Genomic DNA, 24743 nt, shown 5'->3' with positions numbered 1-24743 from the left:
TATGGCATTGGGTTTTACCCCGGTCGTTCAGATTTATGGCGCAAACGCGGATTTGCTCAACCAGCGTCTTATCAGTTGGGAGCACATTGATGCCGCCGGTATCGAGTCGGATCAACTGACCCTGACCATTGATCTGGAAGGCCTCGAAGGGCTGCCGAACCTCGGCGGGAAAATCGGCCTGCTGGTGGGTTACCTGGAAATGGCAGAGATGGTCGACAAGGGCCAGTTCAAAGTCACTCGCCTGACACCGACGCTGTTTCCGTTTCGCCTGACTTTGGTGGCCACTGCAGCACCGTTCAGCAAGGATGACGAGACCGGCTTCAAGCAGCGCCGCATCGCCAGTCATGGACCGACGACGCTCGGTCAATTGTTCAGCAAACTGGTGTCGCAGCACGGATTTTCATCACGTGTCGCAGCGGACGTGGCGATGATAAAAATCGCCCATGTCGACCAGTCCAATGAAACCGACATGGGCTTTCTGACGCGGCTGGCGAAGAAGTACAACCTGGTCGCCAAACCTTATGGCGATGCGTATGTGCTGGCGCGGCCCGGGCAGATCAAATCCATCTCGGGGCAGAAACTGCAGGATGTGACGTTGTCGGTCACCCACAATAATCGTCCCGGCGATCACGCCTTCATCAGCGCCACGCTGGAAGAGGCCGCCCGCGAACAGGCCAAGGGCTGCAAGACCTGTTTTGTCGATGCTGTTACAGGCATTTTGCATTGGGTCGAAACGGGACTTGCGCCGTTCAAGACCATCCGCCAGAAGCAACCCAATGAAGCCGACGCCATTGCCGTGGGAGAAGGCGAAGTGCGCAAAATGCTCCGGCAAAAGTTCAAGGTGAAGATCACCTGCCCGGGCGATCCGCGTCTGGCCGCTGAAGGCCTGGTGCTGCTCGATGATACCTGGCCGGATTTCATGCGCGGACGCTGGTCGATCGACAAGGTCACCGCCAGCGGTAATCGCGAGAACAGCTATCGCTGCCTGATCGATGCGTCGTGCCTCGACCCGAAAGCCGAAGCCAAAGACTGATCTCACAGCCCACGAGCCCCCCTGTAGGAGTGAGCCTGCTCGCGATAGCGGTGCCACATTCAAAACCAACGCGCCTGACACACCGCTATCGCGAGCAGGCTCACTCCTACAGGGGCCTGCGGTAACTCCCACTATTTTGGAACACCCCCATGAAGATCACCCCGATCCTCACGCAATTGCGTGGGCAATGCCCGAGCCTTGCCAGTCACATTTCGGTGGGTGTCGATCTGGCGCTGCTACAAGGCAACCCGGATCTGCCGACACCCTCGGCCCACGTGCTGCCACTGGCCGACTTGGCGAGTGAAAGCACCACCCAAAACCTCACCACCCAACCGATCCGCGACCGCTTCGAAATCGTCCTGGTACTTGACGCCACCGACGCTACAAAAGCGCTGGATCTGTTGCACGACCTGCGTGCCGAACTGTGGCGCGCGCTGGTCGGGTTCAAGCCCGACAACGACTACAGCGCCATCGTCTACGACGGCGGCGAACTGGTCTCGATCAACAGCAGCCGCGCTTTCTACCGGCTGCGCTTTTTTGCCGAGTTCCAGCTCGGCCGCAATCTGCCAAGTCAGCCTGCGGAGAGTTGGCACGAACGCGAACTGGACGGTTTGTCGTCCTTTACCGGGGCCACCGTGCGGGTCGATGCGATCGACCCGGCCGACCCCAACCTGAAACGCCCGGGCCCCGATGGGCGCGTGGAAATGACTTTCTCTGCAGAGGTAACCCCATGAGCAATCGCATCACCGTACTGCCGGCCGCCGGCCGCGTCGTACCTGACCCGGAGGCGGGCGATCTGCTGCCGCTCGAAGGCCGTGAAGTGCTGGACAGCGCCTGGTGGCGCCGACGTCTGGCCGACGGCGACATCACTCTCAAAACCGCACCAGCCAAACAAAAGGGAGCCAAATAATGGCGATCGGATTCAGCAACATCCCCGCGGACATTCGTGTACCGCTGTTCTATGCCGAAATGGACAACTCGGCCGCCAATAGCGCGAGTTCGACCATGCGCCGTTTGATCGTCGCTCAGGTCAACGACAACATCGCCCCGACCGAAGTCGGCAAACTGGTGTTGGTCTCCAGCGTTGCGCTGGCCAAAAGCATCGGCGGCCAAGGCTCGATGCTCGCCTCGATGTACGAGACCTTCCGCAAGGCCGACCCGATCGGCGAGATCTGGTGCCTGCCGCTGCACAACGCTGAAGGCGCCGTTGCCAAAGGCGTACTGACCCTGACTGGCGCTGCGACTCAGGCCGGCCTGCTCAACCTGTATGTTGGTGGCGTGCGTGTTCAGGCCACCGTGGTCAACGGTGCTACCGCAGCCCAAGCAGCCACTGCACTGGCGCAGAAAATCAACGCCACGGCCGATCTGCCGGTCAGCGCTGCCGCTGCCGAAGGTGTGGTCACCCTGAACGCCAAATGGACTGGCGACAGCGGTAACGACATCAGCTTGCAATTCAATCGCCTGGGCAAAAGCAACGGCGAAGAAACCCCGGCTGGCCTGACCGCCGCGATCACCGCCATGACCGGCGGCGCCGGTGTGCCGGATCAGGTTGAAGCGATCGCCGCACTGGGTGATGAACCGTTCGAATTCATCGCACTGCCATGGTCCGATCTGTCGACCCTCAACACCTGGCAAGCCGTCATGGATGACAGCACCGGTCGTTGGTCGTGGGCCAAGCAACTGTTCGGTCACGTCTACAGCGCCAAGCGCGGCTCCGTCGGCACCCTGGTTGCTGCCGGCCAGGCACGCAATGACCAGCACATGACCATTCAGGCGCTGGAGCCGGGCGTTCCGCAACCGTTCTGGGTACAAGCTGCCGCACTGGCCGCACGCACCGCGGTGTTCATCTCTGCCGACGCCAGCCGTCCGACCCAAAGCGGCAGCCTGCCGGGTGTTGATCCGGCACCGGCCAGCGAACGCTTCACCCTGACCGAGCGTCAGTCGCTGCTCAACTACGGCATCGCCACCGCGTATTACGAAGGCGGTTACGTGCGCATCCAGCGCTCGATCACCACCTACCAGAAAAACGCTTACGGTCAGGCTGACAACTCCTATCTGGACAGCGAAACCATGCACCAGTCGGCGTTCATCGTGCGTCGTCTGCAAAGCGTGATCACCAGCAAATACGGCCGCCACAAACTGGCCTCCGACGGCACGCGTTTCGGCGCCGGCCAGCCGATCGTCACCCCGGCGACCATTCGCGGCGAGTTGATTGCGCAGTACGCCAAGCTCGAACTGGAAGGCCATGTCGAGAACGCCGAGCTGTTCGCCGAGCACCTGATCGTCGAGCGCGACGTGCAGGACCCGAGCCGCGTGAACGTGCTGTTCCCGCCGGATTACATCAACGGTCTGCGCGTGTTCGCACTGCTCAACCAGTTCCGCCTGCAGTACGACGACGCGGCTTGATTGCTGCGTTTGACGACAAGCATTCAGCCCACCTCGCGTGGGCTTTTTCATTAAAGGGAGTAACACCATGGGTCAACTGATTGCAGGCACCTGCTACGTCAAAGTCGACGGCGCACAACTGACCATCAATGGCGGCTGCGAAGCCCCGCTGATGGCGGTCAAACGCGAAACCGTCGTACCCGGTTTCTACAAGGAAACCGACATCGCGCCGTCGTTCAAAGTGACCGCGCTGCACACCGCCGACTTCCCGCTGAAGAAGCTGATCGAAGGCACCGACATCACCGTCACCTGCGAATTCAGCAACGGCAAAGTCTACGTGCTGGCCGGTGCATATCTGGTTGAAGAACCGGTCTCCAAGGGCGATGACGCCACCATCGAACTGAAATTCGAAGGCATCAAGGGGACCTGGCAATGAGCGGCGCCGTGAAGCTTCAGGTTGCGATCGAAGCTCACGGCGAGCCCCTGACCGAACTCGTCCTGCGCCGCCCGACGGTGCAGGAAGTGCGAGCGATCAAGGCGCTGCCGTACAAGATCGACAAGAGCGAAGAAGTCAGCCTCGACATGGACGTGGCGGCCAAATACATCGCCGTGTGCGCCGGCATTCCGCCGTCGTCGGTCAACCAGCTGGATCTGGCTGACCTCAACGCGCTGAGCTGGGCCGTTGCGAGTTTTTTCATGAGTGCGGCGTCGGAGCCATCACCGACCTGATCGCAGTCGCCTATGACCTGGCCTGGTTCTGGAAGGTTGACCCCGAACAGATGATGGCCAGGCCACTGGATGTGCTCCGCGAATCGCTGGAGCACGCGCAACGGATCAATGCGATGCAGCAGGTGCAGTGATGGCTATTACACAGATAAACGCGATCCAGCAAAACGTTCAGACCACGGTCAACATGCTCGTGGTCATGCAAGGTCTGCAGAAAATGGAGACCGAGATGAAGGGCGTCCGGGGCAAAGTCGCGGCGTTCAAGAAAAGCCTGGAAAGCACTGGGATCAAGCCGCTTGATCTGTCTGGGTTTATCTCGGGCGGTGGCTTGCTCAAGCCGTTTCAGGAGGGCTTGAAAAAGGCGATCAAGGCCGAGGACGAACTGGCGAGCAAAAGCAAAAATCTTAAAACCCCGACGCTGGGCAAGGACGCCCTGATTCCCGCGCCACTGGGGGCACCTGCAACGGCGCAGGTGCCCGCCGTGGTGAAGGGCGAAACGTCCACCAATCTTGCGAAGTTCAACGTTTCGCTCGATGACATTTCGTTGAAGATCGGTCAGGCGTTGTTGCCGGCAGTCAATGGCTTGGTGACGGCGCTGGTGCCGGTCATGACCTCGGTCGGCGAATTTGTCGCCGATCATCCGCAACTGGTCGAAGGGCTGGCGGCAGCAGCGGTAGCGTTCACCGTCGTGACGACGGCGGCTGCGGGTTTCAGTGCTGTGCTCACGCTGCTCGCTTCGCCTATCGGCCTTTTTGCCGCCGGGGTTGCATTGGCGGCAGGGTTGATCGTCGCCAACTGGAAGCCGATCTCAGCGTTTTTTGCCCGGCTGTGGCAACAGATTGCTCCGGTGGTGATCCCGATGGCTGGCTTTTTCCGGACGCTGTTCGGCTTCACTCCGATGGGGATGCTGATCAACAACTGGGGGCCGGTCAGTGGCTTCTTCGCGGCGCTGTGGGACGTACTCAAAGCGCTGGCGGCGCCGGTCATCGACTTCTATGCGACGTTGTTTGCGTATTCACCGCAGGCGCTGATTCTGAAGAACTGGCAGCCGCTGGTTGGTCTGTTTGCATCGATATGGGATTTGCTCAGGGCGGTGTCGGTGCCGGTAGCGGCTTTTTTTCGCGACCTTGTGGATTACATCAAACTGCCGATCCTTGCGCTGTATGCCGTTATCCGCGAGCAATTGGGCTGGTCGCCTCTGGAGATGTTCATTCAGGCCTGGGACCCTTTGACCGCCTGGATTAAAAAGTGGAGCGACACGTTTTACGAAGTGCTGGCGCCGATCAGGGATTTTTTCAACGGAGGCCTGGGGAAACTCGCGGCCGAAGCATCGGCCAAGGTCGACGTGCTCACCCGCTCACAGGAAAAAACCAATGCCGAAGGCAAAGGTGAATGGGCGCCGCAATTCCTTGGCTCCAGCACGGACGTTACGTCCAAAACCCTGTTGTCGGCGGGGACACTGACGCAATCCTCGAGCTCACTGACGCAATCCTCCAGTTCGCTGACGCAGACGTCCAGCGCCCTGATCCAGCAAAGCGCTGCCAACAACCGCACGCAACTCGAAGGCGGCCTGACCGTGCGCTTCGAAAACGCCCCTGCGGGGCTGCGTACCGATCAACCGCAAACCAATCAACCGGGCCTGGCGCTGTCTTCGCGCATCGGCTATCGCTCGTTGTCCGTGGGAGGTTCCAATGAACTGGCGTGACCGTTTATTGCCGGCATCCTTTCGCGGTGTCGGCTTCTGGATCGATTCGGCGAAAACCCCGGTCGGCCGCAAAGGTCAGCTGCACGAATATCCGCAGCGTGACCTGCCGTATTTCGAAGACCTCGGCCAGCAGGCGAGGATTCACGATGTCACCGCGTTCATCGTCGGCGCCGATTGCCTGGAGCAGCGCGACAAACTGCTCAAGGCGTTGGAAGCGGGCAGTGGCGAGCTGGTGCATCCGTGGCTCGGACGCCTGCAAGTCAAGGTCGGCGAATGCGACATGACCCACACCCGTCAGGACGGCGGGTTGGTGACCTTTACCCTGAAATTCTATCCCGATAAACCGTTGCAGTTTCCGACCGCGACCGTCAGTACCCAGCAGGCAATACTGCTCAAGGCCGGGACTTTTCAGGCATCGGCACTGGCGCGGTTCGAGCAGGCGATGACGATGATCAAAGCGGCGCGGATCGGCATTGCCAATTTGCGTAACAGTCTCGCCGGCGTCTACGAGATCATCAAAGAGCAGCTCCAGCCGCTGATCAAGTACTACAAAGACATCACCGACTTCGTCAAAGCGGTCAAGGAGTTGCCCAAGGAACTGGCGGCGGAGTTCAACGGCTTGCTCGGCGATATCAAGGAGCTGAAGACGTTTGCGAAGGAAGGCTACCGTGGCGTGATTGCCGACGTGTCGCAACAACTCGAAGCGATCCGCAAAGCTGATGCGCCGAAGCTCACCACTGGCAAGGACACCAATGCGGCGGCGCAAGCCATGGCTGATCTGGTGCAGGACACCCTGATCGTGAAAGCGGCGCAGTGGATCGCTTCGATGCCGGTTGCAAGCAAACCGATGAAGTTGCCGTCGACGCCTTCCGTCAGCAGTCAGGCCCACCAGCCGATCACTCATCAGGACGTGCCGTCCACGGACGATACGCTGGCGGTGCTGAAGAATCTGGTGAGCTCGGTTGATCTGGCGAAGAACAAATACGGCGCTGCACATCACCAGGTAGCCAGCGATTTGCTGGATGCGTTGGTCACGCACCTCAAGGCCGTTGCGTCCTCGGGTATCCGGGTTGTCACTAAAACCATTCAGGAAAGCGCGCCGTCGCTGGTGATCGCCTACAAGTACCTGGGCGATGCTACGCGGGCCCTTGAAATCCAGCAGCGCAACCCGACGAATCACCCCGGGTTCTCACCCAACCAAGTGAAAGTCCCCGGGGAGTAAACCATGAGCGAGATGGATAACCGCGTCACGCTGACGGTCAACAACCTGGAGTATGGCGGCTGGAAAAGCGTGGAAATCAGCGCTGATCTCGAGCGCCAGTTCCGGACTTTCAAACTCGACATCACCTGGCAATGGCCAGGGCAAACGGTGGATAAACCAATCAAGCCCGGTGACCCCTGCGAGGTCAAGATCGGCAATGATCTGGTGCTCACCGGTTACGTGTTCAAAGCGCCGATTCGTTATGACGGGCGGCAGATCAGCCTGACCATCGAAGGCAGTTCGAAGACCCAGGATCTGGTCGATTGCGCGGCCACCAATCGCCCGGGTCAATGGCAGGAGCAACCGTTGCTGCGTATTGTCGAGGCGCTGGCGATGGAGTATGCGCAATCGGTGGTCAACGAAATCCCCGAGACCGCACGACTGACCAAACACACCATCGTGCCGGGTGAAACGGTGTTTCAGTCGATCGATCGTTTGCTCTCGCTGCTACGGGTGTTTTCCACCGATGACGAGCAAGGCCGTTTGGTGTTGGCCAAGCCCGGCAGCGGTGGCCGGGCGAGCGATGTGCTGGAGCTGGGCAAGAATATTCTCTCGGCCAGCGCGCCGATGGATTACAGCCAGGTGTTCTCCGAATACCGGGTCATCGGCCAGCAAAAAGGCTCGGACAAGAAGAGCGGGGCGGCGGTCAGCGAAGTGGAATCGATTGCTGCCGACCTGACCTTCAAACGTCGGCGCACCACGGTGATCAATGAAGGCACGCAGCTGACCTTTGAATTGGCGCAGCAGCGTGCGCAATGGGAAAGCGCCACCCGCATGGGCCGTGCGCAGAGCACTACCTATCAGGTGCAGGGCTGGCGTCAGGCCAACGGTGATTTGTGGCGACACAACACGCTGGTGCGAGTGAAAGATCCGGTGCTCGGGTTTGATGGCGACATGCTGATTTCCAAAGTCACGTATTCGCTGTCGGCACAGGGTTCGGTGACCACGCTGCAAGTGGCGCCGCCGCATACCTTCGATGCCAATCCGACACCCCCGAAAAAAACCTGAGCCTGACTCCGAACCCTGTGGGAGCGAGCCTGCTCGCGAAAGCGCTGGCAGCTTCAACATCACATTGCCTGACCCAGCGCATTCGCGAGCAGGCTCGCTCCCACAGTGGATCGCGTGATGCCTACCTTTTGAGGACACCCCATGAGCCTACTGACACGCTTGCTGGCGCGCGGCACCGTCGTGCTCGCCAATTCGGCATCCAAGCTGCAATCGCTGCAAATGCGCCTCACCGCCGGCGAGGTGACCGACGACCTCGAACACTTCGAACCCTACGGTTTCACCAGCCATCCGCTGGCCGGGGCCGACGGCGTGGTCCCGTTTATCGGCGGTGCCCGTTCCCATGCTACCGCCCTGGTCATCGCTGACCGCCGCTATCGCCTGCAGTCGCTGGCTGCCGGTGAAGTGGCGATCTACACCGACGAGGGCGACAGGATTCACTTCAAGCGCGGGCGGATCATCGATATCGAAACCACCACACTGAACATCCGCGCCAGTTCGGCGGTGAACTTCGATACGCCCGTCATCAACCAGACCGGCAAGATTGTTTCCACCGGTGATCAACTGGCCGGCGGCATCAGCCAGATCAACCACGTGCACGTCGGCGTCCAGGCCGGCAGCGGCCAGACCGGCGCGCCGGCAGGAGGCAAATGATGTTGATCAGCCCTAATCTCCACGCTGCACTGACCCGCGCCGTGCTTATCAGCCTGTTCACCTGGCGCCGCGCTGCCGATGACGACGCCCTCGACGACGACGAACGTTTCGGCTGGTGGGGCGACAGCTTTCCGACCGTCGCTGACGACCGTATCGGCTCGCGGCTGTGGTTGTTGCGCCGGGTCAAGCTGACGCGACAGACCCAGATGGACGCCGAATTCTATGCCCGCGAAGCCCTGCAATGGCTAGTCGATGACGGCCACTGCAGCGCCATCGACATCATCAGCGAACGCCTCGACGCCCAGCGCCTGAACCTGCGCACGGTCCTGACCCTGGCCGACGGCGAACGCCTGGACATCAACCCCGATAACAGTTGGCAGGTGATCTATGCCGTTTGAAACCCCTTCGCTGCCGGTGCTGATCAAGCGCACCCAAAGCGACCTGGCCGGCGATTCGCTGCGCCAGTCCGATGCGCAAGTGCTGGCGCGAACGCTCAGCGGCGCCGCGTATGGCTTGTACGGGTACCTCGACTGGATTGCCGAGCAGATTCTGCCGGACAAGGCTGACGAGTCGACCCTGGAGCGCATTGCTGCACTGCGTCTGAACCAGCCGCGCAAACCCGCGCAAGTGGCCACCGGCACGGTGAGTTTTACCGCCACCGCCGGCGCGGTGCTCGACGTCGATACGTTGCTGCAAACCAACGATGGTCGTACCTATAAAGTTACCGCCGCACGCACCACGGTCAATGGCAGCAACAGCACCACCATCGCCGCGCTTGACGCCGGCAGCCTCGGTAATGCCGATGCCGGTCTGGCGCTCTCTCCGGTGCAACCGATTGCCGGGGTTGTCGGCAACAGCTTCGTCGTTGTCGAACCGGGTCTGAGTGGCGGCGTCGCTCTGGAGAGTCTGGAGTCGCTGCGTTCGCGAGTGATCCGTTCCTATCGCGTCATTCCCCATGGTGGTTCGGCCAGCGATTACGAGACCTGGGCGCTGGAAGTGCCGGGCGTGACCCGCGCGTGGTGCCGAGGCGGTTTGCTCGGGCCGGGCACGGTCAGCCTCTACATCATGCGCGACGATGATCCACAACCGGTGCCAAACGCCGAGCAACTGGCTGAAGTGCAGGCGCACATCGAGCCATTACGTCCGGTCACTGCCGAGGTGCATGTGCTGCCGCCGGTGCAGGTGCCGGTGACTTACAAACTCAAGCTGACGCCGGACACCAGTGCCGTACGCGCGGCCGTCGAAACCCAGTTGCGCGACTTGCACAACCGCGAAGCCGACCTCGGCCAGGACCTGCTGATCAGCCATATCCGTGAAGCGATCAGCAGCGCCGCGGGTGAAACCGATCACGTGCTCAACGCGCCGACCGCTAACGTCGCCGCCGACGACAGCGAACTGCTGACGTTCGGAGGTTGTGTATGGGGGTGATCAGAACCGCCGCGCAATACCAGGCGCAACTGCGTGCGCTACTGCCCAGTGGCCCAGCCTGGGATCCGGAGCGAGTCCCGGAACTTGAAGAAGTGCTGCAAGGCGTCGCGGTCGAACTGGCGCGCCTCGATGCGCGCGCCGCCGACCTGCTCAACGAGATGGACCCGGCCGGCGTCAGCGAACTGGTGCCGGACTGGGAGCGGGTGATGGAACTGCCTGACCCGTGCCTTGGCGCCACACCGCTGTTCGACGACCGCCGCCTCGCCGTACGCCGACGTTTGCTCGCGGTCGGCAGCCAGGCCGTCGGCTACTACCTCGACATCGCCAAAAGCCAGGGCTATCCCAACGCGACCATCACCGAACTCGAAGCCCCGCGCATGGGCCGCTCGCGTTTCGGCTCGGCGCATTGGGGCACGTGGGAAGCGCAGTTCATGTGGACGCTCAACACCGGCGGCCGCCTCCTGCTCGGTCGGCGTTATGGCGCGAGCTATTGGGGCGAACGCTTTGGCGTCAACCCGGGCTCAGCGCTGGAGTGCCTGATCCACCGCAGCGCGCCTGCGCATACCAAGGTGCACATCAATTATGACTAGGGAGTAAGCCGGATGGATTATCCGAAAAGCATGCCCGGTGTCGGTTTGGTCAACAGTCGTTTTGTCGATGAAAATCCCGTCACCGGAACCCCCGGATCGCTGATTCCTGCTGAGTGGGGCAACGCCCTTACCGAAGAGGTGTTGGCGGTTATCAAAGCGGCGGGGATCGAACCGACCGAAGGCTTGAACACCCAGCTGCTCGAGGCCATCCGTGGCAAAAAGCTGTTTGAAACGCCGCCACAATTCGATGTCAGTCAGAAAGTCGCGACGACCGAGTTTGTGCAGCGCGCACTCGGCAGTCTGGCGGGGCAGACCAATTACGTGGGTGATGTTTCGTTGACGGTCGCTGACGTCGGCAAACTCTCGATCTTCACCAGCCCAGGCACGGTGACACTGCCGGAATGGTCAACTGTGCCTGCGGGAGGCTTGGTGTCTCTGGTGGCAGGTTCCGGTGGTTTGAACGTGAAAGTCAGGAGTGGCGAGAGTCTGGGCACCGCCAGCGCTGCTGCACCGGATAACACATTGTCATTTGTCGGTGGCAGCTACGTTACTTTTCGCCGGCTTCTACTCGGTGGTGGCTGGGGCCTGGATTCCGGTGACGGTGCGCTCAAGTACTCGCCAGCGTTTACCGCTTCCTTGAACACTGCAGGCGGCTATCAGCGTTTGCCCAGTGGCCTGATCCTGCAATGGGGACTGGCCACGGGCGGCGCACTCAGCGAAACCATTACCTATCCGATTGCCTTTCCCAAAAGCGTGCTCTTTCTCTCGGGCGGCGATCTTTCACCGGCATTCTCCGACCTGCGCTTTTCCCTTTACCGACTCTCGCAAAGCCAGTTTCAGCGCTTCTCCAATGCTGACCCTGGCGGCTGGAACTGGTTCGCCATCGGCTTCTGAAATCAACGGTGAATGAAATGAAATACATTGATTTTGATGCCCAGGGCGAACTGCTTGGGCGCTATGACTCGACGATTCACACGCGGGTGCCTGCCACTGCCGTAGAGATCTCCGATGAGCTGTTCCTGCGCACGATCGAGGAACGCGACGGCATCTGGAAGTGGACCGACGGCAAGGTCACCAAACATGCACTGCCGAACGCATCGCAGCTGGTTGAAAGCGAACAGCGAGCATTGGCGCTGGCGCGGCGTGACGAGTTGTTGGCCGAAGCTGATCAGCAAACCGTCGGTATGGCCGACGCCTACATTGCAGGGTTGCTGGATGCCGATGACATGCAGCGGTTCAAGGCATTTGCTACCTACAAACTGGCGCTGAACAAGATCGACAGGCAGCCAGATTATCCGCAAAGCGTGGACTGGCCAGTGTTGCCGGTTTGCTGCCTTTTCTGACTTGAAGCCTACAAAAACAGCTTCTTGAACAATCACCCAGAATAACAGGAGGTCCCGGCGTGGATTATCCAAACAGTGTGCCCAGCGCCGGATTGGTGAATGGGAAGTTCGTTGATGAAAACCCGATGACCGGAACCCCGGGATCGTTGATTCCGGCGGATTGGGGCAATGGGGTTACCCAGGAAATTCTCAACGTGATCAATGCCGGTGGGTTGACCCCGGACGAGAAGAAATACGATCAGTTGTTGCAGGCGATTCAGAGCGTTTCGGCCAAGGGCTGGAACCAGGATCTGGCGTTGCCGATTGGCTCATTGCCAACCGCTACCGTGGCTACGGCAGATGGGCGAATGCCGATCACGCCGTCGGCGGTTGCAACAAGTGGCGGGCGCTTATCGATTTTGCCCGGGGTGTTGGTCAGCCTAGGCCAGGAAGTGTTGGCCGGTCAGTTGGGGCGTCCGCGCACCTTTACGACGATAGCCTGGAGCAGTGCCGAACTGTTGCCCAACTCCGGTTACTTTCTGCGTGCGCAAGTGGTCGCGGGTGTGCTGACCTTCTACACACAGCGCGGCATTATCTATGACGCCACGCCCGAGGGATTGAAGGGCACGATCAATGGTGCGGCGGGCGGTGGTTTTCAGTCGACGCCGCTGGATCTCTGTCTGGCTTGGGTGGTGACAGCCGGCCCCGGCTCGGTACCGATTGTCCGGGCGATGTATAACCGTAGCCGCTTGTCGTGGACGCAAACAATCAGCGGCAATGGCGTGGTGTACCTGCCACTGGACCCGCATGCCCGTGCCGCGCGTCTGGTGGTGGGCAATGCGACGCCGCATCCGACACAAGTCACTGCTGTGAATTTTGCGACACCCGGATGGCTGGGCGCCAACTACTGTTTTCTCAACCCGAAGGTTGCCACGTCGAGCAATTGGGACGGCTGGGCCAGTGCGGGGGAGACGGTGCGGGTTATTACCAACAACGAGGTGAATGACACAACCGTTTCGACATTGACCGCCAGCTTCGACCACAGCATGTTGCGTTCCCTTTGGCAGACCTATCAAGCCGAACACGCCTTTGGTGCCGATAACGGGACGAGTGATGAGTTGCTGTTCAGCATGGGCATCAAAAATATTCTCCCGACCGACTACGCAAACGGTATTGCGATCAACTTTTCAGCGGCGGTGAATATCAATCTTTCCTGGGAGTTGATCCGATGATCATCATTCAAGAATTGCATCAGTTCGAAGACGGCTTGCGTGCTGCACAGCCTTCACCGGCCCATGACTGGGACGGTGAAGCATGGCAGCTCAATGCGGGCAGGGTCGCCGAGCTGGAGCTGCAAGAAGCCGAACGCCTTTGCGCCAGAATCGATGCCGCCGCTGACAGCGTCCGCACGGTGCTGGCCGGCGACCCGCTCAAAGCCATGGAATACGCCCAGGCCGCCGCCGATGCTCAGGCTTATCAGGACGCCGGTTACCCGAAAAAGGAAGTGCCGCTGTCGGTCGCTGCCTGGGTGGTCAAAGGGCGTACGGCCAAACAGGCTGCCGAGCAGATTCTCGCCAAGGCCGATGAACTGACCAATCACCTGTTGACCCTGCGCACCCTGCGTCTGAAAGCCAAGGCGCAGATTCGTGCGCAGTCCGCCAAAGGCAATCTGGAGCAGGCGCACAGCGCAGCTGCTGAAGCATTGGTCGCGATTCGTGAGCTGGTCAGCGGTGTTTCCGGCTAAGCCAGAAAGCCTTCGTTCTGCGTCACCCAAGCCCACGTCCGCGTGGGCTTTTTATTTTCAGAAAACCGACCGTGGACGGACACGCTTAAAAAGTTTTGCCGACGTCGTCATTTGTCATTTCAGAGGAACGAACACCCATGGATTATCCAAAAAGTGTCCCCAGCGTCGGCTTGGTCGATGGCCGCTTCGTCGATGAAAACCCGGTGGAGGGTACGCCGGGATCGTTGATTCCGGCGGTGTGGGGCAACAGTGTCACTCAGGAGATTCTGAGTGTGATTAACGGTGCCGGGCTGGTCGCTGCCGAAGCGGACACCGGCCAACTGCTTAAAGCCATTCAATCGATTGTCGGCACCGCCAGTCCGATGCGTTCGGTGATTACCCGGTTGGCGGCCTCGAAAACACTGGCCGAGGCAGAACTCGGCCTCGTATTGATCGATGGCAGTCCGGGCGCGGTGACTCTGCAGCTGCCGTCGGCCAATGCCGCACTTGGTGTACGTGATGTGATCGTCAGGCGAGTGGACAACAGTGGCAGTCGCATAGTCATCCAGGCGTCGGGTACTGATCGTATTCGCTTTCATACCCATCTGGCCGCCAGTGGTTATCCGTTTTTCGTATTAATGGGCAGCGGTGACTGGTGGCATCTGCGCAGTGATGGCGTTGGGAGTTGGTGGCCGGTCGGTCGCTTCGACAACACTCCGCTAGGTCGGCCTTTCTTCGAGACGACCATCCTGCTTAACCCCGGCGGATATGGTGCACTCAATGGCTCTGTCATGAAACGCGCCGAATGGCCCTGGCTGTGGGATCACGCTCAGCAATCAGGAATGCTGGGAGCAGAGGCCTTGCGCTCAGGTACGGAGGGGAAGTGGACCACGGGTGATGGTGCGTTGACGTTTCGCGGGCCTGAAGGGCGAGGGGAGTTTCTCAGGGTTCTGGATGAGGGGCGAGGAGTGGACACCGCACGTGTGATGGGCACCTTTCAACCGGGGTCTACTCACGCCTATGCCCAAGGTGCTAACGGCGGTGGGGCGGTGGGCGCTTACTGGTCCGATAGCCTCATCGGTTTTGGAGCGGATACCCGAGAGGAGCCGCAATTCATTTCGGGGCTGCTCAACGGTGGCCCGATTTTTCCTGTGAACACTACCTATCAGCGAGATACCGCGGCCACCTTGCTTTACGCCTTCAAATCCCGCCCTCGCAACATCGCCTATCCCGGCCGCATCAAACTTATCTGAGGCACTTCATGTTCAATTATCTATTCGATGGTTCGGGCGCTCTGTCTGGCCCAGTCGAGTTTCCCGTCACACCCGGTATCGGCATTCAACTTCCGGCCAACGCCGTTGAACTGTCCTTCGAATTGCCTGAGCCGGAAACCGGCCGTAGTTGGGCGTTGATCAATGGCGTACCCCGTGAAGTGATTGACCGCCGAGGTGTGGTGTATCGCAAGGACGGGGGCGCGCAACAGATCTGGAGCGAGCTGGGAGCGTTGCCTGAAGCCCTTACGGCACAGTCCTGGCCGGGTGAGTTTCATGTATGGCGCGATGATGCCTGGGTGTTGGATGAGCAGGCTCGAATGGCGAATGCCAAAGCGCAGGAGCTGGAAAAGCGCGACGTACTTTTGCGGGACGCCGTCCTGCGTATCGCTCCGCTTCAATATGCCGAAGACATCGGTGATGCGAGCGATGAAGAACGGCTGCAATTGCTCGAATGGAAACGCTACAGCGTCGAGCTCAATCGCCTCGAAAAGCAGGCCGGATTTCCTGACGAGATTACTTGGCCGACTGTCCCCGGCGCCGTCGTGAACGGCTGATTTCTACAAGGAGAAGTGAAATGGATTATCCAAAAAGTTTGCCCGGCACCGGCCTGGTCAACGGCAGGTTTGTCGACGAAAACCCGTTGACCGGGGCCATCGGGTCTTTGATTCCAGCGCAGTGGGGTAATGCTGTCACTGAGGAAGTGCTGAATGTGATTCAGTCGGCTGGCCTCGCAGCGGATGAGCAGGACAACGCTCAATTGAAGTCTGCCATCGAGCAGAAAATCACCCAGAGTGTGGTGCCTGTGGCCAGTGTTCAAGACGCGGAGCAGGGAACCGACAACGTTAAACGCATGACTCCGTTACGGGTTTTTCAAGCCATCGCCAAACGCGTGGTGCAGGCGAGCGAAAGCATTGCCGGGGTGGCGAAGATAGCTACTCAGGCGCAGACCGACAGTGGCGCGGATACCACCACGATCGTGACGCCGAAAACGCTGCGCTTTGGCTTTTCTACCAGTCTGACCACCAACGGCTACATTGTTTTTCCTTCCTGGCTGGGTGGTTTCATCATTCAGTGGGTCGGGCTGTCGACCTTAGGAATTCAAGGGGCATATTCGAGTTTTACCTTGGCGTTTCCCAGCGTTTGCCTTGCGGTATTTCCATCCACTTTGAATGGATCGGCTCCGGGCAGTGTTTCGCTGGGTGCGAAAAATCAGAACGGTTTCACGTTGTACTCGGAACTGTTGCCTTGCGGCTTTTGTGCAATCGCGTTCGGACGCTGAGGAGTAACCATGAACCGTTTTTATAGTCAGTCCACAGGCTGTGTGTACCTGTCCGGCATCAATCCAAGCATGCCGAGCGATGCAGTACCGATCACTGAGGAGCGTTTCATCGCGGTGATCGGCAACCCTGCGCCCGGCAAAATCCGCAGCCATGATGCCGATGGTTTGCCAGTGCTGATCGATGCTGCGCCGCTGTCGGATGCCGAACTTTCGATGCTGGCGCGCAAATGGCGCGACGGGCAGCTGTTGGCCAGCCAATGGCTGGTTGATCGTGATCGGGATGAGGAGGCCGCAGGCAGACCGATGAGCCTGAGCATCGAGGACCATCAGGAGCTTCTGGACTATCGCCAGGAGCTGCGGGACTGGCCGTCGAGCTCGGGTTTTCCCGCAGACGCGAGTCGACCCTTACCGCCGGACTGGCTGATGCGAATGCTGGCTGTGGCTTGATGTCGCGAGTTGAACAGAGTGTTACAGCCATTTTTGCCAACGCCCGCCTATGCGGGCGTTGGCGTTTCATGCGACCTGAAAGGAGCTGAAAGTGGATTACCCAAAAAGCGTTCCCGGCTCAGGCCTGGAGAACGGCAGGTTTGTCGACGAAGACCCTATCGCCGGAAAGCCTGGCTCATTGATCCCGGCCAGTTGGGGCAACAGCGTCACCGAGGAAATTCTCAGCGCGATTACGGCCGCCGGTTTGACCCCGGATGAAGAGCAGACCAATCAACTGGCCCAGGCGATTCGGCAATTAGCGAAACCCGACCCGTTGCAGCAATTCCCGGTGCAGGTGTACCGCAAGAATCTGTTGATCAATGGTGGCTTCGATATCTGGCAACGCGGGACGACCAACCAGGCACCGAATGTGGGTGGTTACGTGGCAGACCGGTTTCGCTGTGACTGGAACGGTAACGCGGCTGTGGCGATCAGCCGGCAGAGCTTCGTCCCGGGGCAAACCGAGGTGGCTGATGAGCCGGCCTCTTTTCTGCGCTGGCAGCAGACGACGGCGGGCGTTGGCGCAACGGAACACAAAATCTCCCAGGCCATTGAATCGGTGCGAACCCTTGCCGGGAAAACCGCCACCGTAACGTTCTGGGCACGATCTGATGCGGCGCGCGCACTGAAAGTAGCGGTTACGCAGTTTTTTGGCGCAAGTGGTTCGGAACCCGTGACCAAAGCGGTCGAAGTCTTTCAGTTGAACACTGCCTGGACAAAGTACAGCGCAACATTTCAGGTGCCGACCATTGCCGGGAAAATGCTCGGCACCAATGATTGCCTGAGACTGGCGTTCGACCTGCCGCTCAACGTCGTACAGACGGTTGATCTGGCGCAGATCCAGTTGGAAGAGGGGCCTGTTTCCACGCCTTTCGAATACCGTCCGGTTGCTGAAGAATTGATGCTCTGTCAGCGTTACTTCGAGAAGTCGTTCGCCAACCGTCTACCGATTCAGGCGAACAATGGCGCCGGCACGTGCATTCTTTCGTTTAGCCAGTCGGCAGGAGGCAACGCTGGTCAATATGGCCTGGCCATCCACATGCAGGTACTCAAGCGAGTGCAACCGACTGTTGTGCTGTATTGCCCTGCAAATACAAGTAATCAGGTTTGGAACTACACGGCACAAACAGCGTGTACGGGGACATTCATACACGGGGTGACCCAGCGTACTTTCGCGATCAGCACGGTAACGCCCCCCAACAGCGTGCCCGGTCAAGCATTGCAGATTGAATGGACAGCCGACGCTGAAATCTAGGAGTGAACTCATGACCTATCAACTGACTCCTTGCGGCGTATTGCGCATGGAGGATTCAGCATTCATCCCGCAGGACCCGACCAATCGCGACTGGGTTGAGTATCAGGCGTGGCTGTCATCGGGCGGGCAGGTGCTGCCATTGGACGAAACACCTGAGGCGGCAACGGGCACCCTGAAAACTCTGGCAAATAAATGGCTGGCAGGCATTGGCCGCCAGCCGTGATTCAATCGGGGCCATATCCAGGGAGGATCAAGCATTATGCAAATAACTGAAAACAACCTTATCGACATCATGCCCAACGCCCGCTCCCAAGCGGGCGTTTTTGTTTCTGTGCTCAACGCCGCCATGACTCGTCGTCTTATCGATACCCCCAAACGCATGGCTGCGTTTCTGGCGCAGGTCGGCCACGAGTCGGGGCAACTGCGGTATGTGCGAGAGTTGGGCAACAACCAATACCTGAGCAAGTACGACACCGGTACGTTGGCCCTGCGTCTGGGCAATACGCCAGAGGCTGATGGCGACGGGCAAAAGTACCGCGGACGAGGGCTGATACAAATCACTGGCCGTAGCAATTACCGACAATGCAGCGTTGGCCTTTTTGGTGATGAGCGGCTGTTGTCCTTGCCCGAACTGCTCGAACAACCGCAATGGGCGGCTGAGTCCGCCGCTTGGTTCTGGGAGCAGAACGGCTTGAATGAACTGGCCGACCGCGACCAGTTCAATACCATCACCCGGCGCATCAACGGCGGGTTGAACGGCTTGCAGGATCGTCTGGAAATCTGGGCGCGGGCGAGGGCGGTGTTATGCCAATCCCCTGGCGTGTGACCGGCATTCTGTTGCTGGCCGCTGGTGCCTTTGCAGCCGCTTGGCAATTTCAGGACTGGCGCTACGGACGGCAATTCGCGGAGCTGGCTCGGTTAAACGCCGAGGTACTCAATCAACAGAATTCCGCCGCCGCCACCGCGCAACAGGCCGAGCAGGATAAGCGCCTGGCACTGGAGCAGCGGCTTGCCGCCAGTGAACAAACCCACTATCGAGCACTGAGCGATGCCCAACGTGATCAGGATCGCCTGCGCGATCGTCTTGCTACTGCTGATGTACGGTTGTCAGCCCTTCTCGCCGCCAGTGACATTGCACCAGGCTGCAACATGCCAGCCGCCGCCGGCGCCGGCCGCGTGGATCCTGCAACCGTACGCGCCCGACTTGACCCGGCGCATGCTCAACGAATTATCGCCATCACCGACAGCGGCGACCGCGGATTGATTGCCCTGCAGGCCTGTCAGGCGTATGTCAGAGCGCTGGTGCCCGAACATTTTGAATGAGTCTGTGTATTGAAAGCGCAATCGGCTCGTGTACGGTGGAGGCATTCCACACGATCCGGAGCATGCCGTGAAAGAAATCACCCAATTGGCTGCTGAACTTGGCCGACGCCTGCAAGTGCTCAACGCCCACGTCACCACGGCCGAGTCCTGCACCGGCGGCGGGATCGCCGAAGCCATTACGCGGATCCCGGGTAGTTCAGCGTGGTTCGAGGCTGGCTATGTGACCTACTCCAACCGGCAGAAAACCCAGCAGTTGAATGTGCCGGCCGGGTTGTTCGAGACGGTGGGCGCGGTCAGTGTCGAGGTGGTCGAGGCGATGGTGCGGGGCGCCCAGGACAAAAGCCTGGCGCGATTTGCCGTGGCGGTCAGCGGTGTAGCAGGGCCGGACGGTGGCTCGCCGAACAAACCGGTCGGCACTGTTTGGCTGGCCTGGGGTGTTGGCGAGACCGTGACCAGTGAGGTTCAACACTTCCCCGGCAACCGCGATGAAGTCCGCCGACAAACGGTGAAGGCCGCGCTAGAGGGGCTCCTGCGACTAGCGGCACGAGAAATCGAAAATCAGGGGTAGGCGATCCGCGAACGCTGTGGAATAATACTGGCTACTTATACAGGTGTTGGCCGTCAGGCCTTATTGATTACGTGAGGACTTTAATGGACGACAACAAGAAGAAAGCCTTGGCTGCGGCCCTGGGTCAGATCGAACGTCAATTCGGCAAGGGTGCCGTGATGCGTATGGGCGATCAGGACCGTCAGGCGATCCCGGCTATCTCCACTGGCTCTCTGGGTCTGGACATCGCGCTCGGCATTGGCGGCCTGCCAAAAGGCCGTATCGTTGAAATCTACGGTCCGGAATCTTCCGGTAAAACCACACTGACGCTGTCCGTGATCGCCCAGGCCCAGAAAGCCGGCGCGACCTGCGCATTCGTCGACGCCGAACACGCCCTCGACCCTGAGTACGCCGGCAAGCTGGGCGTCAACGTCGACGACCTGCTGGTTTCCCAGCCGGACACCGGCGAACAGGCGCTGGAAATCACCGACATGCTGGTGCGCTCCAACGCCGTTGACGTGATCATCGTCGACTCCGTGGCGGCACTGGTACCGAAGGCTGAAATCGAAGGCGAAATGGGTGACATGCACGTGGGCCTGCAAGCCCGTCTGATGTCCCAGGCGCTGCGTAAAATCACCGGTAACATCAAGAACGCCAACTGCCTGGTAATCTTCATCAACCAGATCCGTATGAAGATCGGCGTGATGTTCGGTAGCCCGGAAACCACCACCGGTGGTAACGCGCTGAAGTTCTACGCCTCGGTTCGTCTCGACATCCGCCGTACCGGCGCGGTGAAGGAAGGCGACGAAGTGGTCGGCAGCGAAACCCGCGTCAAGGTTGTGAAGAACAAGGTCGCTTCGCCGTTCCGTCAGGCCGAGTTCCAGATTCTTTACGGCAAGGGCATCTACCTCAATGGCGAGATGATCGACCTGGGTGTGCTGCACGGTTTCGTCGAGAAATCCGGCGCCTGGTATGCTTACGAAGGCACCAAGATCGGTCAGGGCAAGGCCAACTCGGCCAAGTTCCTGGCGGACAACCCGGAAATCGCCGCGAAGCTCGAGAAGCAACTGCGTGACAAGCTGCTGACTCCTGCAGTGATCGACTCCAAGGCTTCTGCAGTCAAAGAGACTGAAGATGACCTGGCCGACGCTGACATCTGATTGCAGCGATGACCACCGCCGTACTCGATACCCTCGTCGCTGTGCGGCGAACCGCCATGGACCTGCTCGCACGCCGCGAGCACGGTCGAGTCGAGCTGACGCGCAAATTGCGTCAGCGCGGCGCCGAGGCGGAGATGATCGAAACAGCCCTCGACCGTTTGACGGAGGAGGGGCTGCTTTCCGAAGCCCGTTACCTTGAAAGCTTTGTTTCCTATCGTGCCCGTTCCGGCTATGGCCCTCTACGGATTCGTGAGGAGCTGAGCCAGCGCGGTTTGCAGCGTGCCGATATCGAACTCGCCCTGCGCGAAAGCGGTATCAGTTGGCAGGAGCAACTTCAGGACACCTGGCGCAGGAAGTTCTCCGGACATTTACCGATTGATGCAAAAGAACGGGCCAAGCAAGGCCGGTTTCTGGCGTATCGAGGGTTTTCGATGGAGATGATCAACCGCTTGTTCAGCGGTCGAGGCATGGACGATTAATCCGATTCAATAAAAACGGCCCGCTATGAAAATAGCGGGCCGTTTTTTTTGCCCTCAAATAACCTTTGATGGTTCGCGGGAGCGTTGCGCTGTTTGCGGTTTGGAATCAGCCCAGTTTTCCGGCAGGTTGATGTAATCGATCAGTTCCCGCAGACGCCCGTGGGTGCGCGCGTTGAAGGCGAAGGCCAGTCGCGCCAGATGACTGAACTGCGCTTCATCGTGTTCCTCGCCGGCGTAGGCGTGCTGATGAAACTGGTCACTCAGGCACAGATCGGCAAACGCTTCCTGCATGTGCGCCAGCGCCTGATCGCTGAGCTTGTGATGCATGCGGATCACGAATTGGCGCTTGAGCCAGCGGCTGGAGTGGAAGTTACTGTAGAACTGATTGATCTGCTCGACCGCCTCTTCGACGCTGTAAACCAGGCGCATCAATTTCATGTCGGTGGGCAGGATGTAACGGTTGTCCTCCAGTTGCTGACGAATGAAGTCCATCGCGCCTTGCCAGAATGTGCCGCCCGGCGCATCCAGTAACACCACCGGCACCAGCGGACTCTTGCCAGTCTGAATCAGCGTCAACACTTCCAGTGCTTCATCCAGAGTGCCGAACCCTCCGGGGCATAACACCAGCGCATCGGCTTCTTTGACGAAGAACAATTTGCGCGTGAAGAAGAAGTGGAAAGGCAACAGATTGCCGGTGCCGTCGACGGTCGGGTTGGCATGTTGCTCGAAGGGCAGGGTGATATTGAACCCGAGGCTGTGATCGCGACCGGCACCTTCATGGGCGGCTGCCATGATGCCGCCCCCGGCACCGGTGATGACCATCATGTCCGAACGGGTCAACGCCGCGCCGAGTTCTCGGGCCATGGCATACAGTGGATGTTCGACTGGCGTTCGCGCCGAGCCGAATACGGTGACTTTGCGTCGGCCCTTGAATTGCTCCAGCACCCGAAACGCTTGCTCCAGTTCGCGCAGGGCTTGCAGGGTGATCTTGGCGTTCCAGCGGTTGTGATCTTCCTGCGCCATGCGCAGCACGGTCAGGATCATGTCGCGGTAGATGGGAAGGTTGGGGCTGTTGGGGGAAACCCGGCTGAGTTGTTCTTCGACCTGAGTAATGAGGTCGGGACCGTTTTCCTGAAAATGACGACTCAAGAGGTCATTCGGTTGGTAAGGCATTCAACGTCTCCTTCTGCACAGAGCGGGATGGCCCTGACGAGCGGCGTCAGTGCCGCGCTGCAAAAAAACACACACGATCGACAGTTCCTTTCCTGCCGTTTAAAAATGATCGGGAATACTCTGAATCTAGACCCTTGCGAAGCTTTGCGCTGACTCGATCATTGCGCCGCAACGTTCTGGCTGGCAACCGTTTATTGTTTTTCAGCCGATGCCGTCACCGCTCGTCCGAACGTGCGCCGAGCGGCAATCCCTCTGATTAACTAACTTACAGGCGCCGTACGACAACTTTGCGTCAACGACCGTACGCAAGGTGCACGCTATTCAAGGATTTGCGGGTGGCAAGGAGGCGGGACACATGGCCAGAGTGATTCTGGAGATCGATACGCAGTTGTATCGAATGTTGAAGGCATCAGCCGAGACCAATCATCTCAGTCTCGAAGAGGAGTGCTGCCGGCGCTTGGCCGGCGGCGAGCGCCGTTCGCACTATCTACAGGCCTTGCTGGCCGAACTGCGCGCCGAGGATGAACAGCGGCGCGCCAATTCGCGATGATTACTTCTTCTTCGCCGGACCGGCTTTCGGGCAATCCGATTCCTGATAGCTGGCGGAGCCGATCGCTTTGTTGGTTTTCACTTCCGTGAAGTCGTAACGCATGATTGCGCCCTTGGCCATCAGCTTGCGAAACGACGGGTTGTTGCACACCGAAGCGCCCAACTGGAAATACACGGCTTTAGGGTCAGCGCGCATCTTGTCGGCGTGGCTCTTTTGCACACTCAGGTGGTTGATCAACTGCGTGCCTTCAACGGTGAAGCCCTGATCAAGAATGTCTTCACTGATGGCGCGTGGCGTGCCGACGCTGCTCTGGGCGGCGACGTTGCGCAGCTCGCGGTTCAGATTCTGCTCACTCAGGGAGGCAGCCTGAGCGGTGAAGGACGACGCCAGCAGAATGGCAGCGGTGGGAACGATAAGGCGCAGCATGAAACTCTCCTGGTTCAGTGACTGGTGGTTCGACCAGCCACGTGACTGTGCGTTCAGTGGCGGCGAATTATAGGGGAGCCGGTCGGGAGGGTACAGGCTTGTGCCCATCGCTCTGGTAAACTGCCGGCCTTTATTGCCCTGCCGAGTGTCGTTCGTGTCGAGTTTTCCTGCTTTTCGGCGTTATCCACGATGAACCATGCGCCCAACGCCGTCGCCCGTCTGCGTGACCAGCGCGAAGATGAAGGCATCAAGCCGATTCAGGCCCGTGGCTTTCGCTCTGAGCGTTGCCGCGACTGCCGGGTGATCATCAGCCATTGCCTGTGCGCCTGGCGGCCGAGTGTCGACACTCGTTCGGGCGTGTGTCTGATCATGACCGGCAAGGAAGTGTTCAAGCCGAGCAACACCGGTTGGCTGATTGCCGACGTGGTGCGCGATAACCACGCGTTCATCTGGTCGCGTACCGAGCCCGATCCGCAGATGCTCGCACTGCTCAATGACCCGCAGTGGCAGCCGTATCTGGTGTTTCCCGGCGAATACGTTGAACCGGCGCGAGTGACCAACACCGTCGCGATCGATAGCAGCAAACGTCCGCTGTTCATTTTGCTCGACGCAACGTGGACTGAAGCGCGGAAGATCTTCCGCAAGAGCCCGTATTTCGATCGCTTGCCGATCTTGAGCCTGCTGCCCGACAAACTCTCGCGCTACCGCTTGCGTCGTTCGACCCGCAGCGAACATCTGTGCACCGCCGAAGTGGCTGCGCTATGTCTCGAACTGGCGGGTGACAGCGACGCGGCTTCTGCGCTGGACGCCTATTTCGACGTGTTCAGCCAGCACTACCTCGGTGCCAAGCAACAACTGGACATGAATGAAGCCACCCCCGCGCACGCCGAGCTGTTGCCCTATATACGAAAGGTGCAGCCGGAGTTGGCCCAATAGTGGCCCATACTGTACAAGCCAGC

32 protein-coding genes are annotated in these 24743 nt (G+C 59.6%); 30 read left to right on the top strand and 2 right to left on the bottom strand.

Annotation, left to right across the window (positions count from 1 at the left end):
* Nucleotide 1 precedes the first annotated feature (1 nt).
* The 28 genes from AK821_RS28070 (at nucleotide 2) to recX (ending at nucleotide 21635) form a co-directional block, all read left to right on the top strand.
* Entirely contained in the window at nucleotides 2–1033 is a 1032-nt protein-coding gene (locus AK821_RS28070; protein ID WP_064393144.1) for a phage tail protein, read from the top strand.
* A gap of 149 nt (nucleotides 1034–1182) precedes the next feature.
* Nucleotides 1183–1767 (top strand): phage tail terminator protein, encoded by a 585-nt coding sequence (locus AK821_RS28065; protein WP_064393143.1) that lies wholly within the window; start codon nucleotides 1183–1185, stop codon nucleotides 1765–1767.
* A complete protein-coding gene (locus tag AK821_RS28060) occupies nucleotides 1764–1943 on the top strand; it encodes a DUF2635 domain-containing protein (RefSeq protein WP_034154909.1) in 180 nt (59 codons plus the stop codon). Before AK821_RS28065 ends, AK821_RS28060 begins: the two co-directional genes overlap by 4 nt.
* The gene (locus tag AK821_RS28055; protein WP_064393142.1) at nucleotides 1943–3439 is read left to right on the top strand and encodes a phage tail sheath subtilisin-like domain-containing protein; all 1497 of its coding nucleotides are present in this window, start codon (nucleotides 1943–1945) and stop codon (nucleotides 3437–3439) included. Before AK821_RS28060 ends, AK821_RS28055 begins: the two co-directional genes overlap by 1 nt.
* A gap of 67 nt (nucleotides 3440–3506) precedes the next feature.
* Complete coding sequence (locus AK821_RS28050) at nucleotides 3507–3854, top strand: phage tail tube protein (protein ID WP_007908779.1); 348 nt, start codon at nucleotides 3507–3509, stop codon at nucleotides 3852–3854.
* Nucleotides 3851–4147 carry a phage tail assembly protein gene (locus AK821_RS28045; protein WP_003222226.1) on the top strand — a complete coding sequence of 99 codons (297 nt, stop codon included), beginning with the start codon at nucleotides 3851–3853 and terminating at the stop codon, nucleotides 4145–4147. Before AK821_RS28050 ends, AK821_RS28045 begins: the two co-directional genes overlap by 4 nt.
* 130 nt (nucleotides 4148–4277) lie before the next feature.
* The gene (locus AK821_RS28040; RefSeq protein ID WP_064393141.1) at nucleotides 4278–5849 is read left to right on the top strand and encodes a hypothetical protein; all 1572 of its coding nucleotides are present in this window, start codon (nucleotides 4278–4280) and stop codon (nucleotides 5847–5849) included.
* A complete protein-coding gene (locus AK821_RS28035; RefSeq protein WP_064393140.1) occupies nucleotides 5836–7071 on the top strand; it encodes a DNA circularization protein in 1236 nt (411 codons plus the stop codon). The genes AK821_RS28040 and AK821_RS28035 overlap by 14 nt, the downstream gene beginning before the upstream one ends.
* Before the next feature lie 3 nt (nucleotides 7072–7074).
* Nucleotides 7075–8118 carry a phage baseplate assembly protein gene (locus AK821_RS28030; RefSeq protein WP_064393139.1) on the top strand — a complete coding sequence of 348 codons (1044 nt, stop codon included), beginning with the start codon at nucleotides 7075–7077 and terminating at the stop codon, nucleotides 8116–8118.
* A gap of 141 nt (nucleotides 8119–8259) precedes the next feature.
* The gene (locus AK821_RS28025) at nucleotides 8260–8769 is read left to right on the top strand and encodes a phage baseplate assembly protein V (RefSeq protein WP_064393138.1); all 510 of its coding nucleotides are present in this window, start codon (nucleotides 8260–8262) and stop codon (nucleotides 8767–8769) included.
* Nucleotides 8769–9167 carry a phage GP46 family protein gene (locus tag AK821_RS28020; RefSeq protein WP_064393137.1) on the top strand — a complete coding sequence of 133 codons (399 nt, stop codon included), beginning with the start codon at nucleotides 8769–8771 and terminating at the stop codon, nucleotides 9165–9167. Before AK821_RS28025 ends, AK821_RS28020 begins: the two co-directional genes overlap by 1 nt.
* Nucleotides 9157–10197 carry a baseplate J/gp47 family protein gene (locus AK821_RS28015; protein ID WP_064393136.1) on the top strand — a complete coding sequence of 347 codons (1041 nt, stop codon included), beginning with the start codon at nucleotides 9157–9159 and terminating at the stop codon, nucleotides 10195–10197. Before AK821_RS28020 ends, AK821_RS28015 begins: the two co-directional genes overlap by 11 nt.
* On the top strand, nucleotides 10188–10787 hold the full coding sequence (locus AK821_RS28010) for a YmfQ family protein (RefSeq protein ID WP_064393135.1): 600 nt from the start codon (nucleotides 10188–10190) through the stop codon (nucleotides 10785–10787). Before AK821_RS28015 ends, AK821_RS28010 begins: the two co-directional genes overlap by 10 nt.
* Nucleotides 10788–10799: 12 nt before the next feature.
* Nucleotides 10800–11681 (top strand): gp53-like domain-containing protein, encoded by an 882-nt coding sequence (locus AK821_RS28005; protein ID WP_064393134.1) that lies wholly within the window; start codon nucleotides 10800–10802, stop codon nucleotides 11679–11681.
* Between the two features lie 17 nt (nucleotides 11682–11698).
* The gene (locus AK821_RS28000; protein ID WP_064393133.1) at nucleotides 11699–12130 is read left to right on the top strand and encodes a tail fiber assembly protein; all 432 of its coding nucleotides are present in this window, start codon (nucleotides 11699–11701) and stop codon (nucleotides 12128–12130) included.
* A 59-nt stretch (nucleotides 12131–12189) separates the two neighbouring features.
* The gene (locus AK821_RS27995; protein WP_064393132.1) at nucleotides 12190–13341 is read left to right on the top strand and encodes a hypothetical protein; all 1152 of its coding nucleotides are present in this window, start codon (nucleotides 12190–12192) and stop codon (nucleotides 13339–13341) included.
* Entirely contained in the window at nucleotides 13338–13853 is a 516-nt protein-coding gene (locus tag AK821_RS27990) for a hypothetical protein (protein WP_064393131.1), read from the top strand. The genes AK821_RS27995 and AK821_RS27990 overlap by 4 nt, the downstream gene beginning before the upstream one ends.
* A 137-nt stretch (nucleotides 13854–13990) precedes the next feature.
* The gene (locus AK821_RS27985) at nucleotides 13991–15085 is read left to right on the top strand and encodes a hypothetical protein (protein ID WP_064393130.1); all 1095 of its coding nucleotides are present in this window, start codon (nucleotides 13991–13993) and stop codon (nucleotides 15083–15085) included.
* A gap of 8 nt (nucleotides 15086–15093) precedes the next feature.
* A complete protein-coding gene (locus tag AK821_RS27980) occupies nucleotides 15094–15660 on the top strand; it encodes a tail fiber assembly protein (RefSeq protein ID WP_064393129.1) in 567 nt (188 codons plus the stop codon).
* A 20-nt stretch (nucleotides 15661–15680) separates the two neighbouring features.
* Nucleotides 15681–16385, top strand: coding sequence for a gp53-like domain-containing protein (locus AK821_RS31520; protein WP_064393128.1), 705 nt, complete (start codon nucleotides 15681–15683; stop codon nucleotides 16383–16385).
* A 9-nt stretch (nucleotides 16386–16394) separates the two neighbouring features.
* A complete protein-coding gene (locus tag AK821_RS27970; RefSeq protein WP_064393127.1) occupies nucleotides 16395–16832 on the top strand; it encodes a phage tail assembly chaperone in 438 nt (145 codons plus the stop codon).
* A gap of 91 nt (nucleotides 16833–16923) precedes the next feature.
* Nucleotides 16924–18126: a carbohydrate-binding protein CenC gene (locus tag AK821_RS27965; RefSeq protein ID WP_064393126.1), complete on the top strand. Its 1203-nt coding sequence runs from the start codon at nucleotides 16924–16926 to the stop codon at nucleotides 18124–18126.
* Between the two features lie 10 nt (nucleotides 18127–18136).
* Nucleotides 18137–18349: a hypothetical protein gene (locus tag AK821_RS27960; protein ID WP_064393125.1), complete on the top strand. Its 213-nt coding sequence runs from the start codon at nucleotides 18137–18139 to the stop codon at nucleotides 18347–18349.
* Between the two features lie 36 nt (nucleotides 18350–18385).
* The gene (locus AK821_RS27955; protein ID WP_064393124.1) at nucleotides 18386–18952 is read left to right on the top strand and encodes a glycoside hydrolase family 19 protein; all 567 of its coding nucleotides are present in this window, start codon (nucleotides 18386–18388) and stop codon (nucleotides 18950–18952) included.
* A complete protein-coding gene (locus tag AK821_RS27950; protein WP_064393123.1) occupies nucleotides 18931–19449 on the top strand; it encodes a lysis system i-spanin subunit Rz in 519 nt (172 codons plus the stop codon). The genes AK821_RS27955 and AK821_RS27950 overlap by 22 nt, the downstream gene beginning before the upstream one ends.
* A gap of 67 nt (nucleotides 19450–19516) precedes the next feature.
* The gene (locus AK821_RS27945) at nucleotides 19517–20017 is read left to right on the top strand and encodes a CinA family protein (protein ID WP_064393122.1); all 501 of its coding nucleotides are present in this window, start codon (nucleotides 19517–19519) and stop codon (nucleotides 20015–20017) included.
* A gap of 83 nt (nucleotides 20018–20100) precedes the next feature.
* On the top strand, nucleotides 20101–21156 hold the full coding sequence (recA, locus tag AK821_RS27940; protein WP_007908746.1) for a recombinase RecA: 1056 nt from the start codon (nucleotides 20101–20103) through the stop codon (nucleotides 21154–21156).
* Between the two features lie 8 nt (nucleotides 21157–21164).
* Nucleotides 21165–21635, top strand: a complete 471-nt coding sequence (gene recX, locus AK821_RS27935; protein WP_008077166.1) for a recombination regulator RecX — start codon at nucleotides 21165–21167, stop codon at nucleotides 21633–21635.
* A gap of 54 nt (nucleotides 21636–21689) precedes the next feature.
* On the opposite strand, the gene AK821_RS27930 is transcribed toward recX, so the two are convergent.
* Nucleotides 21690–22808: a TIGR00730 family Rossman fold protein gene (locus AK821_RS27930; RefSeq protein ID WP_064393121.1), complete on the bottom strand. Its 1119-nt coding sequence runs from the start codon at nucleotides 22806–22808 to the stop codon at nucleotides 21690–21692.
* Between the two features lie 355 nt (nucleotides 22809–23163).
* Between AK821_RS27930 and AK821_RS27925 the strand changes: the two genes are divergently transcribed.
* Entirely contained in the window at nucleotides 23164–23358 is a 195-nt protein-coding gene (locus AK821_RS27925; RefSeq protein WP_034154934.1) for a hypothetical protein, read from the top strand.
* Here the strand turns inward: AK821_RS27925 and AK821_RS27920 are convergent, their stop codons facing one another.
* A complete protein-coding gene (locus tag AK821_RS27920; protein ID WP_008077172.1) occupies nucleotides 23359–23784 on the bottom strand; it encodes a PA3611 family quorum-sensing-regulated virulence factor in 426 nt (141 codons plus the stop codon). It abuts the gene before it with no gap.
* 189 nt (nucleotides 23785–23973) lie between these two features.
* On the opposite strand from AK821_RS27920, the gene AK821_RS27915 reads away from it, so the two are divergent.
* A complete protein-coding gene (locus AK821_RS27915) occupies nucleotides 23974–24720 on the top strand; it encodes a tRNA-uridine aminocarboxypropyltransferase (protein WP_064393120.1) in 747 nt (248 codons plus the stop codon).
* The last annotated feature ends 23 nt before the right edge of the window (nucleotides 24721–24743 follow it).

The sequence above is a fragment of the Pseudomonas sp. RIT-PI-r genome, assembly GCF_001297015.1.
Taxonomy (GTDB): domain Bacteria; phylum Pseudomonadota; class Gammaproteobacteria; order Pseudomonadales; family Pseudomonadaceae; genus Aquipseudomonas.
Note: the sequence above shows the minus strand (reverse complement) of the source record. Positions and strands in the feature narration are given on the sequence as shown.

What these genes read in the sequence shown, in the direction of transcription:
- AK821_RS28070 (WP_064393144.1), top strand. Translation starts at nt 2, where the DNA reads ATGGCATTGGGTTTTACCCCGGTCGTTCAGATTTATGGCGCAAACGCG.
- AK821_RS28065 (WP_064393143.1), top strand. Translation starts at nt 1,183, where the DNA reads ATGAAGATCACCCCGATCCTCACGCAATTGCGTGGGCAATGCCCGAGC.
- AK821_RS28060 (WP_034154909.1), top strand. Translation starts at nt 1,764, where the DNA reads ATGAGCAATCGCATCACCGTACTGCCGGCCGCCGGCCGCGTCGTACCT.
- AK821_RS28055 (WP_064393142.1), top strand. Translation starts at nt 1,943, where the DNA reads ATGGCGATCGGATTCAGCAACATCCCCGCGGACATTCGTGTACCGCTG.
- AK821_RS28050 (WP_007908779.1), top strand. Translation starts at nt 3,507, where the DNA reads ATGGGTCAACTGATTGCAGGCACCTGCTACGTCAAAGTCGACGGCGCA.
- AK821_RS28045 (WP_003222226.1), top strand. Translation starts at nt 3,851, where the DNA reads ATGAGCGGCGCCGTGAAGCTTCAGGTTGCGATCGAAGCTCACGGCGAG.
- AK821_RS28040 (WP_064393141.1), top strand. Translation starts at nt 4,278, where the DNA reads ATGGCTATTACACAGATAAACGCGATCCAGCAAAACGTTCAGACCACG.
- AK821_RS28035 (WP_064393140.1), top strand. Translation starts at nt 5,836, where the DNA reads ATGAACTGGCGTGACCGTTTATTGCCGGCATCCTTTCGCGGTGTCGGC.
- AK821_RS28030 (WP_064393139.1), top strand. Translation starts at nt 7,075, where the DNA reads ATGAGCGAGATGGATAACCGCGTCACGCTGACGGTCAACAACCTGGAG.
- AK821_RS28025 (WP_064393138.1), top strand. Translation starts at nt 8,260, where the DNA reads ATGAGCCTACTGACACGCTTGCTGGCGCGCGGCACCGTCGTGCTCGCC.
- AK821_RS28020 (WP_064393137.1), top strand. Translation starts at nt 8,769, where the DNA reads ATGTTGATCAGCCCTAATCTCCACGCTGCACTGACCCGCGCCGTGCTT.
- AK821_RS28015 (WP_064393136.1), top strand. Translation starts at nt 9,157, where the DNA reads ATGCCGTTTGAAACCCCTTCGCTGCCGGTGCTGATCAAGCGCACCCAA.
- AK821_RS28010 (WP_064393135.1), top strand. Translation starts at nt 10,188, where the DNA reads ATGGGGGTGATCAGAACCGCCGCGCAATACCAGGCGCAACTGCGTGCG.
- AK821_RS28005 (WP_064393134.1), top strand. Translation starts at nt 10,800, where the DNA reads ATGGATTATCCGAAAAGCATGCCCGGTGTCGGTTTGGTCAACAGTCGT.
- AK821_RS28000 (WP_064393133.1), top strand. Translation starts at nt 11,699, where the DNA reads ATGAAATACATTGATTTTGATGCCCAGGGCGAACTGCTTGGGCGCTAT.
- AK821_RS27990 (WP_064393131.1), top strand. Translation starts at nt 13,338, where the DNA reads ATGATCATCATTCAAGAATTGCATCAGTTCGAAGACGGCTTGCGTGCT.
- AK821_RS27985 (WP_064393130.1), top strand. Translation starts at nt 13,991, where the DNA reads ATGGATTATCCAAAAAGTGTCCCCAGCGTCGGCTTGGTCGATGGCCGC.
- AK821_RS27980 (WP_064393129.1), top strand. Translation starts at nt 15,094, where the DNA reads ATGTTCAATTATCTATTCGATGGTTCGGGCGCTCTGTCTGGCCCAGTC.
- AK821_RS31520 (WP_064393128.1), top strand. Translation starts at nt 15,681, where the DNA reads ATGGATTATCCAAAAAGTTTGCCCGGCACCGGCCTGGTCAACGGCAGG.
- AK821_RS27970 (WP_064393127.1), top strand. Translation starts at nt 16,395, where the DNA reads ATGAACCGTTTTTATAGTCAGTCCACAGGCTGTGTGTACCTGTCCGGC.
- AK821_RS27960 (WP_064393125.1), top strand. Translation starts at nt 18,137, where the DNA reads ATGACCTATCAACTGACTCCTTGCGGCGTATTGCGCATGGAGGATTCA.
- AK821_RS27955 (WP_064393124.1), top strand. Translation starts at nt 18,386, where the DNA reads ATGCAAATAACTGAAAACAACCTTATCGACATCATGCCCAACGCCCGC.
- AK821_RS27950 (WP_064393123.1), top strand. Translation starts at nt 18,931, where the DNA reads ATGCCAATCCCCTGGCGTGTGACCGGCATTCTGTTGCTGGCCGCTGGT.
- recA (WP_007908746.1), top strand. Translation starts at nt 20,101, where the DNA reads ATGGACGACAACAAGAAGAAAGCCTTGGCTGCGGCCCTGGGTCAGATC.
- recX (WP_008077166.1), top strand. Translation starts at nt 21,165, where the DNA reads ATGACCACCGCCGTACTCGATACCCTCGTCGCTGTGCGGCGAACCGCC.
- AK821_RS27930 (WP_064393121.1), bottom strand. Translation starts at nt 22,808, where the DNA reads ATGCCTTACCAACCGAATGACCTCTTGAGTCGTCATTTTCAGGAAAAC.
- AK821_RS27925 (WP_034154934.1), top strand. Translation starts at nt 23,164, where the DNA reads ATGGCCAGAGTGATTCTGGAGATCGATACGCAGTTGTATCGAATGTTG.
- AK821_RS27920 (WP_008077172.1), bottom strand. Translation starts at nt 23,784, where the DNA reads ATGCTGCGCCTTATCGTTCCCACCGCTGCCATTCTGCTGGCGTCGTCC.
- AK821_RS27915 (WP_064393120.1), top strand. Translation starts at nt 23,974, where the DNA reads ATGAACCATGCGCCCAACGCCGTCGCCCGTCTGCGTGACCAGCGCGAA.